This window comes from Pseudomonas sp. GW821-FHT02A08 (genome assembly GCF_059422045.1).
In genome coordinates this window covers 1-16,706 of record NZ_JBWKWD010000062.1, presented here as the reverse complement: position 1 = coordinate 16,706, position 16,706 = coordinate 1, and the positions used below count along the sequence as shown (strand labels likewise).

Below are 16,706 nucleotides of genomic sequence, written 5' to 3'. Positions count from 1 at the left end.
CGGTGGGTCAGACAGTAAAAATGTTGACTGATACACCGCTTTCGCGAGCAAGCCCGCTCCCACATTTGATCGTGCCCGGCATCAAAATTGGGTTCGACGCCTGAAAGGTCAGGCGTCGAAGGGTCTATCAGGCTTGCGTCAGTTTGGCCGCGGCACGTTCGAAGCGGTCCAGACCGGCATCGATATCGGCGTCTTCCACCACCAGGCTTGGGGCGAAACGCACCACGTCCGGGCCGGCTTGCAGGACCATCAGGCCTTCTTTTTCAGCGGCGTTGAAGATGTCCTTGGCCTTGCCTTTCCAGGCATCGCTCAACACGCAGCCGATCAGCAGGCCCATGCCTCGGACCTTGGTGAACAGGCCGTATTTTTCGCCGATCTGCTCAAGGCGCGCCTTGAACTTGTCGTGCTTGGCATTGACGCCAGCCAGCACTTCAGGGGTGTTGATCACGTCGATCACGGCTTCGGCGACAGCGCACGCCAACGGGTTGCCGCCGTAGGTGGTGCCGTGGGTGCCGACGACCAAGTGCTTGGCCAGGTCTTCGGTGGTCAGCATGGCGGCGATCGGGAAACCGCCGCCCAGGCTCTTGGCGCTGGTCAGGATGTCCGGAATCACACCGTAATGCTGGTAGGCGAACAGATGGCCAGTACGGCCCATACCGGTTTGCACTTCGTCGAAGATCAGCAGCGCGTTGTGTGCGGTGCACAGTTCGCGGGCACCTTGCAGGTATTCGAGTTCGGCGGGGATGACACCGCTTTCGCCCTGGATCGGTTCCAGAACCACAGCGCAAGTCTTGTCGGAAATGGCGGCTTTCAGTGCGGCCAGATCGTTGTACGGCACGTGAGTGATGCCGGTGATTTTCGGGCCGAAGCCATCGGAGTACTTCGACTGGCCACCAACGTTCACGGTGAACAGGGTACGGCCGTGGAAGCTGTTGAGCGCGGCGATGATTTCGTACTTCTCGCTGCCGAAACGGTCGAAGCCGACGCGACGGGCCAGCTTGAAAGCGGCCTCGTTGGCTTCGGCGCCGGAGTTGCAGAAGAAGGCGCGGTCGGCAAAGGTGGCGTCGACCAACTTATGCGCCAGGCGCAGGGCCGGCTCATTGGTGAACACGTTGGACACGTGCCACAGCTTGTTCGCCTGCTCGGTCAAGGCACCGACCAGCGCCGGATGCGCGTGGCCCAATACGTTAACGGCAATCCCGCCGGCGAAGTCGATCAGCTCGCGACCGGACTGGTCCCAGACGCGGGAACCGGCGCCACGCACAGGAATGAATGCGGCAGGCGCATAGTTGGGAACCATTACCTGATCGAAATCGGCGCGTTGTACCGCAGCGTGCTCAACGGACATCGGAGTCTCCTGAAGAGAAAACACTCGCCTGAAACTGGCGAGCTTGGTGAGGATTGTAAGGACAGTTTTCAGCCCGGCCTTGCCGCCAAGCGACAACTTCTTATAGCGCAAACCCCGGATTTTCCCGGGTTTACGGCAATGCGACATATAGGGTCGCAAAGGCGCAGTTTAACTGGCGGCGCAGGTTTGCGGCAGGTTGCATCGTCGATACCGATACCGATTCGACCCGTGCAGTAAATATGTACCGCACGTCGTTCGTGATTACGGGTTTTCCTAGGCGCCTCTCAATAAACACGGCCCCTATCCGCATGAATACCGACCATAGCGACACCTTCGAGGCTTCCAGGCCCGATGCGCATTATCAGCATCTGCTCAATATCATTCCTTCCTGGCTGCGCCAGGCAACCACACAACGTCGTGAAGCGCTAAGCAACGTCAATCCGAAAATGGCGGCCAGCCTCAAGAATGCCTCGCGAGATCAACACGCTGAACTCAGCCAACTGATTTCCACCCATGCGCTGAGCCAGGGTCGGGTTGATCAGGCCCTGGCGAATCTGCTGAATCCCTCAGCCTTCGCCGAACCGCTGTTGAAAGCGGCACTCAAGAGTCGTTTCGACCTGGAACTGGACGTCAGCAAAATCTTTCTGCGCCTTTATATTCCCGCACACCTTCCCTGGCTGCGCATGAAGTCCGGGGCTGCACGCATCTGGACCGTGTCGCTGCTGGACGCGGTGCTGCACAATTTCGAAAACGCCGAAACCGAAACTGACGCCTTTGAACCCGCCTCGACCTACATCACACCCCCCTCTTCCACCGGGCAGTTCACCACCCTGCCAACGATTCTGGAAAAGATGCCCATCGCGGCGTTTACCCGCCTGTGCCGAGACCTGGACATTGGCGAGCGCTATAAAACCTATCTGGAAGAAAATCTTGGCATCAGCAACCCGGTAGTCGCAGCCATCCTGCAGCCCAAGATTCACGAGAGCCAGAAAACAGCGCTGACAGCGGCCTTGCACATGGCGCACATGCAAAAATTTTTGGGCAGCGGTATCCAGCGCCTGATCCTGGGCCTGATCGACGGGCTACCGAATCTGCGGTTGCACGGTCAAGCATGGGGCGCTCACGAATTGACGCTCATGAATGCCCGCCTGACGGGCATCGTGCTGTTTGCGCCGGATCTGCTGGGTGCTCACGAAGCGGTCAGTGTGGTGGCCTACATTCCCGATGACCCGCTGCATCCGATCAAGGCCTATCCCACTTCTGCGGCATTCGCGCTGGAACTCGGCGAGCGCCTGCGTGACCCGGCCTATCAACAGTTTTTCAGTCGTTTCATCAACCATGAAGATCGCGGGTATTTTTTCTCGCAACTGAACCAATCGCTCGCGCCTGTTACATGGCAACCGGTCGAACCGGGCGATTCGCGCCCGACCTGGAGAGAGTCCACAAACCCGCGCGCAAACCTTGGACTGAGGTCGACGCCGATTGAAGGTGACCTGTGGACTCATCTGTACCAACGCAAACTCGACAAGATCCTCAACGATGCACGGGTCATTGCCGTTTCCACCGCCACAGTCGACCGCAAGGCACGCTGGGCACTGTGGGACTCCTTCACCGAAATCGCCTCGGCGCTGCTGAACATTGCAGCGTTTATCGCGCTGCCGTTCGTCCCTTTTCTTGGCGAGCTGATGATGGCTTACATGGCGTACCAGTTACTCGATGAAACCTTCGAAGGCATCATCGACTGGGCCGAAGGCCAAGGCCGGGAAGCCATAGGGCATTTGATCGGTGCCGTTGAATCCGCCGTGCAAGTGGGTACCTTTGCTGCGGGCGGCGCGATCGCTGCCGGTGAATTTCGTGCAGTGTTGCCACGGGAAATCGTGCAGTTCATCGATCGTTTCAACTCAGTCAAGCGACCGAATGGCCAAGCCCGTTACTGGAAGCCGGACCTGACGACGTACCAGCAATCCATCGCGCTGCCCGAGCAGGCAAAGCCTGATGCGCTGGGACTGCATCGGCACCAGGGCAAAACCGTGCTCTCGCTGGAAGGCAAACAATATTCCGTCACTGATGATCCGCTGACCGACCAGCATCGCATCGAACACCCCACTCGCTCAGACGCCTATCAACCTGCCCTTGCGCACAACGGCCAAGGCGCCTGGCAAACGGTACTCGACCAACCACTGACCTGGGACAAGACCACCCTGCTGCGGCGCATCGGTGCCGACATGCAGCGCTTTTCATCGAGCGAGCGCGAACGCATGTTGAGCATCAGCGGCAGCCACGAAAATGCCCTGCGTAAAATGCATGTAGGCAATGGACAACTGCCGCCACTGCTGGCCGACACGCTTGAGCGCTTCAAGATTGATCAGGATCTTCAGATTTTCATCGAGCGGATCGACAGCCAACGCGCCGACGACTACCTCAGTGCCGACCCGGCCACACAACTGGAACTGCTCTGCGATTACGGTTACTGGCCGGCGAATCAAGGGCTGCGCCTGGTTGACGGGGCGAACACCGTTTGGGAGCGCGTCGCCGCAGACCAGCCTTTGGTGCAGATCGACCTGGCGCAACTGGTTGATAACGACTTGCTGCAGACTGTGTTGCAAACCCTGAGCGATAGCGAAGTAAGGACACTGATGCAGGAGGAGTTCGGTGCACCCACGCCCAGCCTTGCAGACCGGGCCCGAACCTTGCGCCACCATCTGGCAACACTGGCGCAGACAAAAAGGCACATTTTGTTCGAACAACGCTACCGCCGGCTTGAACATGGCGCCAGTTCATCGGTGCAACGTATCAAAGACGCTGAACCGGGCCTGCCCACCAGTGTTGCCGAGGCGCTACTCGATAGTGCCAATACCGCAGAGCGGCGTCAGATCGAAAATGGGAAAGTGCCAATACGCCTGCGTGAGATGGCGCAGCAGGCAAACCTTCAAGTGCGGATTACACGTGCCTGTGAAGGGCTAGATCTGCCATCGACATCCGACAACATTGATACTCATCGAATAATCCTACATTCGCTGGAGCGCTTACCCGGCTGGTCGGGACAGGTCCGACTGGAAATCCGCAACTACACAAAAGACGGTCCACTGATCGACAGCATCGGCAATCCAGAAGCTGCGTCGCGCAAGGTGCTGGCATTGAACGCCGAAGGCGCCTATGAAGCCTTTGATGCTGACGGAGAACCTCTCAACAATGCCGACACACTGTATTCAAGCCTGTTGCAGGCGTTGCCCGACAGCGAACGAATCGCCTTGAACGTCAACATCGGCGAGGGTGAAAGGCTCCAGCAAATGATTCGTGAACATGCACTGGATCGTGACGCATTGCGTTTGCTGCTCGCACAGCACCCGACCCTTAAATCCACCTACGATCCCACCGTGATGCGTTTGCTTGGTGGCACCGATGGCTATCGGCAGATGCCCACCAATACCCCCTCGCTCCAAACCCGGACTCACTCACTGTTTCCGCATTTGACGCCAGAGCAACTGCAACGCTTCGTTGAGCGCTTGCAGCAGCATCCCGACGGCCCTCGTGCGCAGTTGCACCGACTGATCAACCAGCACGTGCAGTTGTTTGAAGAGCTCAATAACTGGTTCATTGAAGTCCCACGATTCGCTCCGGACATACAAATCAGCTTCAGCGCCGGCCAAATACGCAACCAGCAACTCATCCGTCGCCAGCTGATGGGGCAATTGCTGGACTGCTGGCGTCGCCAGTCCACTTGGGATAGCGCCAATGACGCACCGGTTTCCTTCCAGTTCTCCCAGCCAATATGGGGGGAGCTGCCCAGGCTGAGCGTCGATTTTGCGCAAGTTCACAACCTGATGCTGGAGGGGCATCGCACCACCCACGGCGTGAACGAATTCCTCAAGAGATTTTCCGGTCTGCATCGGCTGGCACTGCGCAATTACAACCTCGGTCAACTGCCGGATGCCATTGAGCAATGGCCACAGCTCAACGAGCTGATCCTGAGCGACTGCGCAATCACCCTCAACGCACGAAGCCAGACCGTGGTGGCCTCGTTGAACAATCTTCAGGTGCTCGACTTTTATAAAAACCCTCTTGGGTTGGTTCCAACTCTGGAGAACATGCCAGACCTGAACTACATCGATGTTTCCGATACCGGCCTGTCCGAAGTGCCACCCGGATTGATGTCGCGCCCCCGCCTTAGTACCGCGCTGCTCAACGACAACCGGATCACAGAACTTCCCACCGCACTGTTCAGTTTGCCGAACAGCGTGCAGGAAGGGTTCGACCTGGGTGGCAACCCGATCTCCACTGCCGGTCGCGAGCGGATAAAAATCCACTTCAACCAGACTCGCCACGACTTTGGCATCTTTGCCGACCAGGCCGACATCCAGCGCCTGCAAGTGCTTTATCCAGCACTGGACAATGAGCAAGCCAGCGACTTCATCTATCGCCTGCCCGGTACGCTCGCCGACGGCAGAACCGAACTGGCACGCCTGGAAACCGTGTACGACACCTTGCGCAACGAACTGGCGGCCTGGACCGCCGACATCCCGGCCGTTCATCCCGACAGCGGTCAACCCTTCACCGCTCAACAACTTTTGCTCGAGCACCTCAACCGCGATGAGTTCAAGCTGTTGATGGAACGCTGCTGGCGACGGGAAACCGATCTGGACGATATCAATGAATCCCCCGAGCTCACTTATGAGGTGACCCTGAACACGATTATCACCGGCGATCTACCCGCACTGAGCGCGGACTTCAGTCATGTCACGGCCTTGAACTTGCGCAGCGACGCTGGAATGACCTCGGGTGCAGGCCCATTTCTGCAAGGCTTTTCACGCCTCAAGAGCCTGACCGTGCGCGAATACACACTGCGTGAAATTCCAGACGCGATTCTCAAAATGGGCGAATTGAGGGCACTGACACTGAGCGAATGCAATCTGACCCTGAGCACAAGCGACATCCAGGGATTGGCGGGAATGGAACGCCTCGATTATCTGGATTTGAGTGACAATCCGCTTGCACTTGCACCGGACGTCAGCCAGATGTCCGACCTCGCAGCGTTGATCCTGAACGACACCGGCATCAGTGAACTGCCCGCGGGCTTATTGCAGTTGAAGTCATTGGAGTTGGTGGACTTAAGTGACAACCAGATCGTTCACATCCCCAGCGACATTCTGGAACTGCCGCTGGAAATCGCCGAAAGCATCAATCTGCGAGGCAATCCGCTAAACGAACAGAGCCTGCAAATCCTTATCGCCTACTTCAAAAAAACCACCACGGATTTTAGTGTAGAGGCCGTCATCCAGCGAGCGGAAATGGAGGTGTCGACGTCGGAAGATTCCGAGCCTGACGAGTAAGCCTCAACCGCGCTCCTGCGGCACCGACGACAACTCGAACGGGCTGCTGCTGCGCCGCTGGTTGCGATCTTCCCGCGGCGTGGCACCGAAGAAATTGCGATAGGCGCTGGAGAAATGCGGCCCCGAGGAGAAGCCGCACGACAAGCCGATCTGGATGATCGACTTGCTGGTTTGCATCAACATCTGCCGGGCCTTGTTCAGGCGCAGCTCCAGGTAATACTGGCTCGGCACACGGTTGAGGTATTGCTTGAAGATCCGCTCCAGCTGCCGACGGGACACGCACACGTGCTGGGCGATTTCGTCGGTGGTCAGCGGTTCTTCGATGTTGGCTTCCATGAGCAACACCGCCTGGGTGAGCTTCGGATGGCTGGAGCCGAGACGGTTCTGCAACGGGATACGCTGGCGCTCGCCGCCCTCGCGGATGCGCTCGACCACCAGTTCTTCGGACACCGCACCGGCCAGTTCTGCACCGTGGTCGCGGGCCAGCACCGCCAGCAACAGGTCGAGCACCGACATGCCGCCGCACGCGGTCAGGCGATCACGATCCCAGTCGAACAGGTGGCTGGTGGCGATGACCTTGGGGAAACGTTCGGCGAAATCATCCTGCCAGCGCCAATGCACGGCCGCGCGATAGCCATCGAGCAAACCGAGTTGCGCCAACGGGTACACACCGGCCGACAGACCGCCGATCACGCAACCGGAACGCACCAGCTGTTTGAGCGCACTGCTGAGCGCCGGCGCCAGTGCTGTCGGTGGCTCGTCAGCGAGCAGGAACAGTTTCTGGAAGTTTTCCAGCTTGCCGGTCCATGCCTCACCCGGCAATTGCCAGGTGCTTTCGGCCGCGGCGTCCGTAATGGCTTCGGCCTGCAGGAACGACAGCTCGTAAACCACGTCCGGATGCACACGCTGGGCAACACGCAAGGCCTCCTCAGCCAGCGCAAGCGTCAGTGCTTTAGTGCTGGGCCAAATCAGGAAACCAATTCGATGGGCAGTCATGGTGGGCAATCCGAAGCGGAGAACAATGATGAAGGCATGGGCCAATGCTAGCCCGTAAATGAACGCAAATCTTAAAACCGCCCCGGATCAAATGTGGGAGCGGGCTTGCTCGCGAAGGCGGTGTGTCTGTGGCATAGAAGCAAACTGACCCACCGCTTTCGCGAGCAAGCCCGCTCCCACAGGGGATCGGGGCCAGCCTTTAGACTGCGAAGCATGCACTATCGCGGTGCACAACGGCAGTCCTGATTACTTCAAGCTGCCGGACAGGAATTGCTGCAGACGCTCGGATTGCGGGTTCACCAGCACTTCACGCGGGTTGCCGCTTTCCTCGACCACACCTTTGTGCAGGAACACCAACTGGTTCGACACTTCACGGGCAAAGCCCATTTCGTGGGTCACCACCACCATGGTCCGGCCTTCCTGCGCCAGGGCCTGCATGACCTTCAGCACGTCGCCGACCAATTCCGGGTCGAGGGCCGAGGTCGGTTCGTCGAACAGCATCACCTCAGGTTCCATCGCCAGTGCACGGGCAATGGCCACGCGCTGCTGCTCGCCGCCGGACATGTGGCCCGGGTAAGCGTCTTTGCGATGGGCCACGCCGACCTTGTTCAGGTAGTGCTCGGCTTTTTCCCGAGCTTCGGCCTTGGACACGCCGAGCACATGCACCGGCGCTTCCATGATGTTTTCCAGCGCGGTCATGTGCGACCACAGGTTGAAATGCTGGAACACCATCGACAGGCGCGAACGCATGCGCTGCAGCTGCTTTGGATCAGCGGCTTTCAACGCGCCGTCCTTGTTCGCCACCAGCTTCAGCTCTTCGTTGTTGAGCAGGATCTTGCCCGCGTGCGGCTGCTCCAGCAGGTTGATGCAGCGCAGGAAGGTACTTTTGCCGGAGCCACTGGAGCCGATGATGCTGATCACATCGCCGGCTGCCGCTTTCAGGGACACACCCTTGAGCACTTCGTGACTGCCATAGCGTTTATGCAGGTCTTGGACTTCAAGTTTGTACATGCGGTCGGTTCTCACAAAAACAGTCAGTCAGTGGTATTCAGTGCTTGCGCGGGGCCAGGTAGCCCAGCCAGCGGCGCTCGGCCATCTTGAACAGCTTCACCAGCATGAAGGTCAGGCACAGGTAGAACACGCCGGCCGTGATGTAGGCTTCGAACGGCAGGTAGAACTGGGCGTTGACCGTGCGCGCGGCACCGGTGATGTCGATCAGGGTCACGATGGACGCCAGACTGGTGGTCTGCAGCATCATGATCACTTCGTTGCTGTACTGCGGCAGTGCCCGGCGCAGGGCCGACGGCAGCAGAATGCGCTTGTACATCTTGAAGCGCGACATACCCATGGCCTTCGCTGCTTCGATCTCACCGTTCGGCGTGGCGCGCAGGCTGCCGGCGATGATTTCGGCGGTGTAGGCGCTGGTGTTGATCGCGAACGCCAGGCACGCACAGAACGTTGCACTGGACAGCCACGGCCAGAGGAAGCTCTCACGCACCGCTTCGAACTGCGCCAGGCCGTAGTAGATCAAAAACAGCTGTACCAGCATCGGTGTGCCGCGGATCACGTAGGTATAGAGCCAGGCGGACATGTTGACCACCGAGTTCTTCGAGACGCGCATCAGGCCCAGCGGCAATGCGCACAGCAAGCCGAAGAACAGCGACAGCGCGAGCAGTTTGAGGGTGGTCACCAGGCCGCCGAAGTACAGCGGCAAGGCCTCCCAAATGACGTTGTAGTCGAAGATCATAGCTCAGCCGCCCTTACGCCTACCGAGTAGCGCTTCTCAAGGTGACGCAATGCCAGCAACGAAACACTGGTGATCACCAGGTACATCGCCGCCACTGCGAGGAAGAAGGTGAAAGGCTCGCGGGTGGCATCGGCCGCCTGCTTGGCCTTGAACATCATGTCCTGCAGGCCCACCACCGAAATCAGCGCAGTCGCCTTGGTCAATACCAGCCAGTTGTTGGTGAAACCCGGAATCGCCAGGCGAATCATCTGTGGCACCAACACCCGGAAGAACACCTGGAAACTGCTCATGCCGTAGGCCATGCCCGCTTCGGCCTGACCTTTGGGGATCGCCATGAAGGCGCCACGGAAGGTTTCCGACAGGTACGCACCGAAGATGAAGCCCAGGGTGCCGATACCGGCCACCAACGGGTTCAGGTCGATGTACTCGTCATATCCGAGCATCGGAGCGACACGATTGAGCAGGTCCTGGCCGCCGTAGAAAATCAGCAGGATGAGCACCAGGTCGGGAATACCGCGGATCACGGTGGAATACAGATCGCCCAGCCAGGCCAGCCAGCGCACTGGCGAAAGACGCAGTGCCACGCCGATCAGGCCCAGGACAATGGCCAGGGCCATGGACGACAAGGCGAGCTGAAGCGTCAGCCAAACGCCATCGAGGATGACAGCCCCGTAGCCTTTCAACATGATTCAGGTCCTCGAAAGTTGGGATGAAAAAATGGCGCAAACCTCAGAGATCCTGTTGCTTGCGCCATTTCGGACTTGTCGCCGGGACGTATTACTTGCCGTAGATATCGAAGGCGAAGTATTTGTCCTGGATTTGCTTGTACTTGCCGTTCTCGCGAATGGCGGCGATGGCGGCGTTGAGCTTGCCCAACTCAGCCGTGTCGCCCTTGCGAACCGCGATGCCTACGCCGTCGCCGAAGTACTTGACGTCGGTGAACGCAGGGCCGACGAAGGCGAAACCTTTACCGGCGTCGGTTTTCAGGAAGCCGTCATCCAGCAGCGTAGCGTCTGCCACGGTGCCGTCGAGGCGGCCGGCGGCCACGTCGAGGTAAATTTCGTTCTGCGAACCGTAAGGCTTGATCTCGGCACCCAGCGGGGCCAGGACTTCACGGGCGAAACGCTCGTGGATCGAACCACGCTGCACGCCGATGTTCTTGCCCTTGAGCTCGGTCAGGCCTTCGCTGACCTGGGTGCCGGCCTTCATGACCAGGCGAGCCGGGGTGTTGTAGTACTTGTTGGTGAAGTCCACGGACTTCTTGCGATCTTCAGTGATCGACATGGACGACAGGATCGCGTCGATCTTGCGCACCTTCAGTGCCGGGATCAGGCCGTCGAACTCTTGCTCGACCCACACGCACTTGACCTTCATCTCTTCGCACAAGGCGTTGCCGATGTCGTAGTCGAAACCAACGATGCTGCCGTCCGGTGCTTTGGAAGCGAACGGAGGGTAAGCCGCTTCGATACCAATTTTCAGAGGCTTTTCATCGGCGAAGGATGGCAGCGACAGCACGGACAGTGCCAGGGCGCCAAGCAGCACGAGTTTCTTCATCTTGGGACTCCATCGGTAAAGGGCAAAAACGGCAGAGTGAGCGACAGCCCAATATGCGAGTGAGTTGAACCGCAAAGCAGTGCTGCGTCCTGGGAAGCCGGTGTTTAAATTCAACACGGGCAACGACGAGCGAGTGATCGGCATTCTAACGACAGGCCCGAGGCCGATATTTCTTCAATGCGACAACTAATTACAGAAGCACCGAGAAAGTCGTTTTAGCACGTTGACAGCCCTGCAAAATCATGCAAGAGCAAAAGACATTGAACCGATCTATATTGCAAATTGCGGGCCTATTATTGGCAAACCCTTCTAATCCGGCAAGCGCAGCGTGGAGTCTTATTTTTTATCCGTGGTTTTTAGCCCCTGCTATGGGCCTGGGCGTTTCCCAATGCCCCGCATTGGCGCGATGCGGTTACACATTCAGTAACCTGAAAGATCTCGGGTAACAGTAGGAAAGCGCCGACAGAGAAACCCGATAATTATTGGCTGATGTTGCTGTATTGCCTGACAGACCGCCTTCGCGAGCAAGCCCGCTCCCACAGGGATTTTCGGAGTTCATGCGATCTGTGACGCAACTCCGAAACCTGTGGGAGCGGGCTTGCCCGCGAAGAGGCCAGCCCAGCCAACACAAAAACCTCAGGCACAAAAAAACCCCGCCAGGCTCAACACCTGACAGGGCTTCAATGACTCAGAACCGCCGCTTACGCGACATTCATGGTCTTGTGCGTATCAATCAAATGCTGCACCACACTCGGATCCGCCAGGGTGGAGATATCACCCAACCCATCGTACTCAGCCGTCGCGATCTTGCGCAGAATCCGCCGCATGATCTTGCCCGAACGAGTCTTCGGCAGCCCCGGCGCCCACTGGATTACATCCGGCGACGCAATCGGCCCGATCTCCTTGCGCACCCAGTTCTTCAGCTCCAGGCGCAGTTGCTCGTTCGACTCTTCACCGTTTTTCAGGGTGACATAGACATAAATGCCCTGCCCCTTGATGTCGTGCGGCACACCGACCACCGCCGCTTCGGCGACTTTCGGGTGCGCGACCATCGCGCTTTCGATCTCGGCGGTGCCCATGCGGTGGCCGGAGACGTTGAGCACGTCGTCCACACGACCGGTGATCCAGTAGTAGCCATCGGCATCGCGACGGGCGCCGTCACCGGTGAAGTACATGCCACGGAAGGTCTTGAAGTAAGTGTCGACGAAGCGGTCATGGTCGCCAAACAGCGTACGCGCCTGGCCTGGCCACGAATCAAGAATCACCAGGTTGCCCTCGGCCTCGCCTTCGACGATGTTGCCCAGGTTATCCACCAGTGCCGGCACCACGCCGAAGAACGGACGCGCCGCAGAGCCTGGCTTGAGCGCATGAGCGCCCGGCAGCGGGCTCATCATGTTGCCGCCGGTTTCGGTCTGCCACCAGGTATCGACGATCGGGCAACGGGATTTGCCGACATTCTTATAGTACCAATCCCAGGCTTCCGGGTTGATCGGCTCGCCCACCGAACCCAACAGGCGCAGGCTGCTGCCATCGGCGCCTTCAACAGCGGCGGTGCCCGAGGCCATCATGGCGCGGATCGCGGTCGGTGCGGTGTAGAGGATGTTGACCTTGTGCTTGTCGACGATCTTCGCCACCCGGGTGATGTCCGGGTAGTTCGGCACGCCTTCGAACAGCAGCGTGGTCGCGCCGTTGGCCAGCGGGCCGTAGACGATGTAACTGTGGCCGGTGACCCAGCCGACGTCGGCGGTGCACCAGTAGATTTCACCCGGGCGGTAGTCGAACACGCGCTCGTGGGTCATGGCGGCGTACAGCAGGTAACCGCCGGTGGTGTGCTGCACGCCCTTCGGCTTGCCGGTGGAGCCCGAGGTGTAAAGGATGAACAGTGCTTCTTCGGCGCCCATCTCTTTCGGCGCGCACACGGTGCCCGCTACTTTCATCAGGTCTTCAAACCAGATGTCGCGATGCTGGTTCCACTTGATGTCGCCACCGGTGCGCTTGCACACGATGACTTTCTGGATGCTGCTGGTTTCCGGGTTGGTCAGCGCGTCGTCGACGTTGGCCTTGAGCGGGATCTTCTTGCCGGCACGAATGCCTTCGTCGGCGGTGATCACCACTTTCGAGCGGCAGTCGATGATGCGGCCGGCCAGGGCTTCCGGCGAGAACCCGCCGAATACCACCGAGTGAATCGCGCCGATCCGGGTACAGGCCAGCATGGCGACCACGGCTTCGGGGATCATCGGCATATAGATAGTCACCACGTCGCCGCGGTGCACGTCCTGACCACGCAGGGCGTTGGCGAACTTGCAGACTTGCTCGTGCAGCTCGCGGTAAGTGATGTTGCGGCTTTCGGCAGGGTCGTCGCCTTCCCAGATGATCGCGACCTGATCGCCGCGCTCGGCCAGATGACGGTCGAGGCAGTTGTAGGAAACGTTCAGGGTGCCGTCGGCGAACCATTTGATGTCGACATGGTGATCGTCGAAAGAGGTCTGCTTCACCGTGGTGAAAGGCTTGATCCAGTCGAGGCGCTTGGCTTGCTCGCGCCAGAAGCCGTCCGGGTTGACGACCGACTGCTGGTACATGGCCTTGTAGGTCGCCTCGTCGGTCAGCGTGTTAGCCAAAACCTCGGGACGAACGGGATACAGGGAAGCCGCACTCATCTTTCTTACCTCGGTGGAATAGTTGTTTTTGTATGACCCCGTTTTAGCCGGGCCGGGCCTATAGAACCATTCGACGATGGTAGTAACAAGCCCCTACAAAATGTCGTGAAAAACCGCCAAACCCACTACCGCCGCCGTACCTGTGGGAGCGAGCTCGCTCGCGATGGGGCACTTAAGGACACCCATTTAAAGTCTGAGACCCACACAGACCGGGGATTGTTACAGGATCTGTCAAAGGTGTTTATCAAAACCACGTCTATATGAACGTATCCGCCGCCCCTAAAATCTGCCACGCCAACAAGGCAATCTGATTAACCAAGTTGCAGCCCCCACGAAGGCAGTTAATCAAACACTCTGGTACTGAAGTTCCACACGCAACCCCAAAAAGGTTGCGTGAACCCACTCGACCTTAGAAAGGTAAAACTTAAATGAAAGCTTTATTGGTTCTGGCTCTCGGCAGCGTGTGCGTAACTGCCATGGCCGGCGAGGTTCCGACTGATGTCGCGCAGCAACAACCGCCCGTTGAGGAATACACTTACTCGATGAATCTGGACATCGCCAAAGTGATCTCCATGAGCGAAGCCCCGAACGTTTGTGAAGTTGTACCCATGAAAATGGAATACGAAGATTCAAACGGCCAACGGCATATCCTGCGTTACAGCGCGATGGGCAACGGTTGCTCTAACGGCTGACCCCTGCTTCACCCTCCCCCAAAAGGTTCGACCCACCCGCCACGATCAGGCAGATGAAGCGCCGAACCTTAACAATCGATTAAATCGATTGTTTTAAGCATTTATTTGCGCTTTTTAATCGAATTAATCGGCGTAGTATCAAATCCAACCCAAGACGAACAACGCCCACGAATCCGGAGCACTGACCATGAAAACCCAACTGATCCTCGCCCTGACCCTCTCCGTCCTGGCTGCCAACACCTTCGCGGCCGATGGTTACGACCGCACCGGCTCGGCCGCCTACACCACTGAAGCGGCAGTCGCTTCCGACGGTTACGACCACACCGGTTCAGCCTCTTTTGCCGCCGACGGCGCTGACCATGTAGGTGCCGGCAAACTGGCTTCCGATGGCGCTGACCACACCGGTGCCGCCCGCCTCGCCGCCGATGGCGCTGACCACGCCGGTGCAGGTCGCCTGAGCTGATCCACCCGCGTGACTTCACAGCCCGACTTCGGTCGGGCTTAGTTGTGTCTGGAGCCTGAGAAAACCCCACCGAAACACAAGATGTAGTGAAAAAAGCCTTTTTTGGTTATTTCTTGAACAAAAATAATCCAGGGCAAAAATTCAGAAAAAAAAATCTTCCCCCGCCAAAACCGTTCAAAGCCCTGTAAACCCTCGCTCCGACCGAAATACGGCCCCCGTCGACCGATCCGTGAGCCATTTCGCCGCACCACAGCACGCAAAACTTCCCTATAATGCGGGCTTAAACGGGCCTGCAATATTCCCTTACAGGGATGAAAAGCCAGTCTGAAGCCCCGCACAAGCGATCAAAGCTTGCTGCGCCCATCAGTGGCTCTCGGAACCCCGTACAAAATTCTGTTTGATGCCTGCGTATAGCTGCCGCAAAAAACGATTCCTTTAGATCCAACGCGGCCAGTAAGGCCGTGTGAAAAACCGACCTATCCATTTTCACACGGGCACACTGGCCCTCACGCAGGAGACGACACGTCATGCTGAGCTGGGACGAATTCGACAAAGAAGACACGGAAGTAGCAGTCAAGAGCGCCAACGCTGGCCACGCCACCGAAGCCAACATGGACCGTCTCGACAGCGCTGGCGGTGCCGCCGCCCTGGAAGCCCGTGCCGTGACCGCGTCTGACTCCGCCGCCGTTGCCCGCGCCAAGGCTGCCCTGGATTCCCTCGACGTCGCCGAAGGCCTCGCCGAACTCGAAGGCGCCTCCGCCCGTGTCGCCGTTGACGAAAAGCGCATGATCAACTGCCGCGCCGACCTCAACCAACTCGTACCCTTCAAGTACGACTGGGCCTGGCAGAAGTACCTGGACGGCTGCGCAAACCACTGGATGCCGCAAGAAGTCAACATGACCGCCGACATCGCCCTCTGGAAAAACCCGGAAGGCCTGACCGACGACGAGCGCCGCATCGTGATGCGCAACCTCGGCTTCTTCTCCACCGCCGACTCCCTGGTTGCCAACAACCTGGTCCTGGCCGTGTACCGCCTGATCACCAACCCGGAATGCCGCCAGTACATCCTGCGCCAGGCTTTCGAAGAGGCGATCCACACCCACGCCTACCAGTACTGCATCGAATCGCTGGCCATGGATGAAGGCGAAATCTTCAACATGTACCACGAGATCCCGTCGGTCGCGAAAAAAGCCACCTGGGGCCTGAAATACACCCGCTCGATCTCCGATCCGAAGTTCGAAACCGGCACCGTCGAAACCGACAAAGAACTGCTGCGCAACCTGATCGCCTACTACTGCGTCCTGGAAGGCATCTTCTTCTACTGCGGCTTCACCCAGATCCTCTCCATGGGCCGCCGCAACAAAATGACCGGCGTCGCCGAGCAGTTCCAGTACATCCTGCGCGACGAATCCATGCACCTGAACTTCGGCATCGACGTGATCAACCAGATCAAAATCGAAAACCCGCACTTGTGGGATGCCGAGATGAAGGAAGAAGCTTCGCAGATGATTCTGCAGGGTACTCAGCTGGAGATTGAATACGCTCGTGACACCATGCCTCGTGGGGTATTGGGCATGAATGCGGCGATGATGGAGGACTACCTGAAGTTCATCGCTAACCGTCGTTTGAGCCAGATTGGTTTGAAGGAAGAGTATCCGGGGACTACGAACCCGTTCCCTTGGATGAGCGAGATTATGGACTTGAAGAAAGAGAAGAATTTCTTTGAGACGCGAGTGATTGAATACCAAACCGGTGGTGCGCTTAGCTGGGATTGATTCCAGAGTTCGCCGCGATTTGACGACTTGAATCGACAAATCGAATACCAAAAAGCCCCGATCTGATGGGACTGTCAGATATTTTGTGTGCGGGCCGGTAACGGCCTGCCGTCAGGCAGGCCGTGCTTTTACCAGGTCGGCCTG

At 58.4% G+C, this 16,706-nt stretch carries 11 protein-coding genes; 4 read left to right on the top strand and 7 right to left on the bottom strand.

Features of this window, described 5'->3' with window-relative positions; translation table 11 throughout:
• Positions 1-127: 127 nt before the first annotated feature.
• Entirely contained in the window at positions 128-1,348 is a 1,221-nt protein-coding gene (locus AC07W4_RS26950) for an aspartate aminotransferase family protein (protein ID WP_495034616.1), read from the bottom strand.
• A gap of 308 nt (positions 1,349-1,656) precedes the next feature.
• Between AC07W4_RS26950 and AC07W4_RS26945 the strand changes: the two genes are divergently transcribed.
• Positions 1,657-6,678 (top strand): dermonecrotic toxin domain-containing protein, encoded by a 5,022-nt coding sequence (locus AC07W4_RS26945; protein ID WP_495034615.1) that lies wholly within the window; start codon positions 1,657-1,659, stop codon positions 6,676-6,678.
• Positions 6,679-6,681: 3 nt separating this feature from the next.
• On the opposite strand, the gene argR is transcribed toward AC07W4_RS26945, so the two are convergent.
• From argR to acs, 6 genes are all read right to left on the bottom strand, one after another.
• The gene (argR, locus tag AC07W4_RS26940) at positions 6,682-7,674 is read right to left on the bottom strand and encodes a transcriptional regulator ArgR (RefSeq protein WP_495034614.1); all 993 of its coding nucleotides are present in this window, start codon (positions 7,672-7,674) and stop codon (positions 6,682-6,684) included.
• A 246-nt stretch (positions 7,675-7,920) separates the two neighbouring features.
• The gene (locus tag AC07W4_RS26935) at positions 7,921-8,685 is read right to left on the bottom strand and encodes an ABC transporter ATP-binding protein (protein ID WP_007971015.1); all 765 of its coding nucleotides are present in this window, start codon (positions 8,683-8,685) and stop codon (positions 7,921-7,923) included.
• Between the two features lie 37 nt (positions 8,686-8,722).
• Positions 8,723-9,421 (bottom strand): ABC transporter permease, encoded by a 699-nt coding sequence (locus tag AC07W4_RS26930; RefSeq protein ID WP_008004231.1) that lies wholly within the window; start codon positions 9,419-9,421, stop codon positions 8,723-8,725.
• Positions 9,418-10,107, bottom strand: coding sequence for an ABC transporter permease (locus tag AC07W4_RS26925; RefSeq protein ID WP_128605645.1), 690 nt, complete (start codon positions 10,105-10,107; stop codon positions 9,418-9,420). Before AC07W4_RS26925 ends, AC07W4_RS26930 begins: the two co-directional genes overlap by 4 nt.
• A gap of 91 nt (positions 10,108-10,198) precedes the next feature.
• A complete protein-coding gene (locus AC07W4_RS26920; protein ID WP_495034613.1) occupies positions 10,199-10,975 on the bottom strand; it encodes an ABC transporter substrate-binding protein in 777 nt (258 codons plus the stop codon).
• Positions 10,976-11,676: 701 nt separating this feature from the next.
• The gene (gene acs / locus AC07W4_RS26915; RefSeq protein ID WP_495034612.1) at positions 11,677-13,632 is read right to left on the bottom strand and encodes an acetate--CoA ligase; all 1,956 of its coding nucleotides are present in this window, start codon (positions 13,630-13,632) and stop codon (positions 11,677-11,679) included.
• Between the two features lie 428 nt (positions 13,633-14,060).
• Between acs and AC07W4_RS26910 the strand changes: the two genes are divergently transcribed.
• From AC07W4_RS26910 to AC07W4_RS26900, 3 genes are all read left to right on the top strand, one after another.
• A complete protein-coding gene (locus AC07W4_RS26910) occupies positions 14,061-14,324 on the top strand; it encodes a DUF2790 domain-containing protein (protein WP_008049545.1) in 264 nt (87 codons plus the stop codon).
• A gap of 187 nt (positions 14,325-14,511) precedes the next feature.
• On the top strand, positions 14,512-14,787 hold the full coding sequence (locus AC07W4_RS26905) for a hypothetical protein (protein WP_495034611.1): 276 nt from the start codon (positions 14,512-14,514) through the stop codon (positions 14,785-14,787).
• Positions 14,788-15,314: 527 nt separating this feature from the next.
• A complete protein-coding gene (locus tag AC07W4_RS26900; RefSeq protein ID WP_007992761.1) occupies positions 15,315-16,562 on the top strand; it encodes a ribonucleotide-diphosphate reductase subunit beta in 1,248 nt (415 codons plus the stop codon).
• The last annotated feature ends 144 nt before the right edge of the window (positions 16,563-16,706 follow it).

What these genes read in the sequence shown, in the direction of transcription:
- AC07W4_RS26935 (WP_007971015.1), bottom strand. Translation starts at nt 8,685, where the DNA reads ATGTACAAACTTGAAGTCCAAGACCTGCATAAACGCTATGGCAGTCAC.
- AC07W4_RS26905 (WP_495034611.1), top strand. Translation starts at nt 14,512, where the DNA reads ATGAAAACCCAACTGATCCTCGCCCTGACCCTCTCCGTCCTGGCTGCC.
- AC07W4_RS26950 (WP_495034616.1), bottom strand. Translation starts at nt 1,348, where the DNA reads ATGTCCGTTGAGCACGCTGCGGTACAACGCGCCGATTTCGATCAGGTA.
- AC07W4_RS26900 (WP_007992761.1), top strand. Translation starts at nt 15,315, where the DNA reads ATGCTGAGCTGGGACGAATTCGACAAAGAAGACACGGAAGTAGCAGTC.
- AC07W4_RS26920 (WP_495034613.1), bottom strand. Translation starts at nt 10,975, where the DNA reads ATGAAGAAACTCGTGCTGCTTGGCGCCCTGGCACTGTCCGTGCTGTCG.
- acs (WP_495034612.1), bottom strand. Translation starts at nt 13,632, where the DNA reads ATGAGTGCGGCTTCCCTGTATCCCGTTCGTCCCGAGGTTTTGGCTAAC.
- AC07W4_RS26930 (WP_008004231.1), bottom strand. Translation starts at nt 9,421, where the DNA reads ATGATCTTCGACTACAACGTCATTTGGGAGGCCTTGCCGCTGTACTTC.
- AC07W4_RS26910 (WP_008049545.1), top strand. Translation starts at nt 14,061, where the DNA reads ATGAAAGCTTTATTGGTTCTGGCTCTCGGCAGCGTGTGCGTAACTGCC.
- AC07W4_RS26945 (WP_495034615.1), top strand. Translation starts at nt 1,657, where the DNA reads ATGAATACCGACCATAGCGACACCTTCGAGGCTTCCAGGCCCGATGCG.
- AC07W4_RS26925 (WP_128605645.1), bottom strand. Translation starts at nt 10,107, where the DNA reads ATGTTGAAAGGCTACGGGGCTGTCATCCTCGATGGCGTTTGGCTGACG.
- argR (WP_495034614.1), bottom strand. Translation starts at nt 7,674, where the DNA reads ATGACTGCCCATCGAATTGGTTTCCTGATTTGGCCCAGCACTAAAGCA.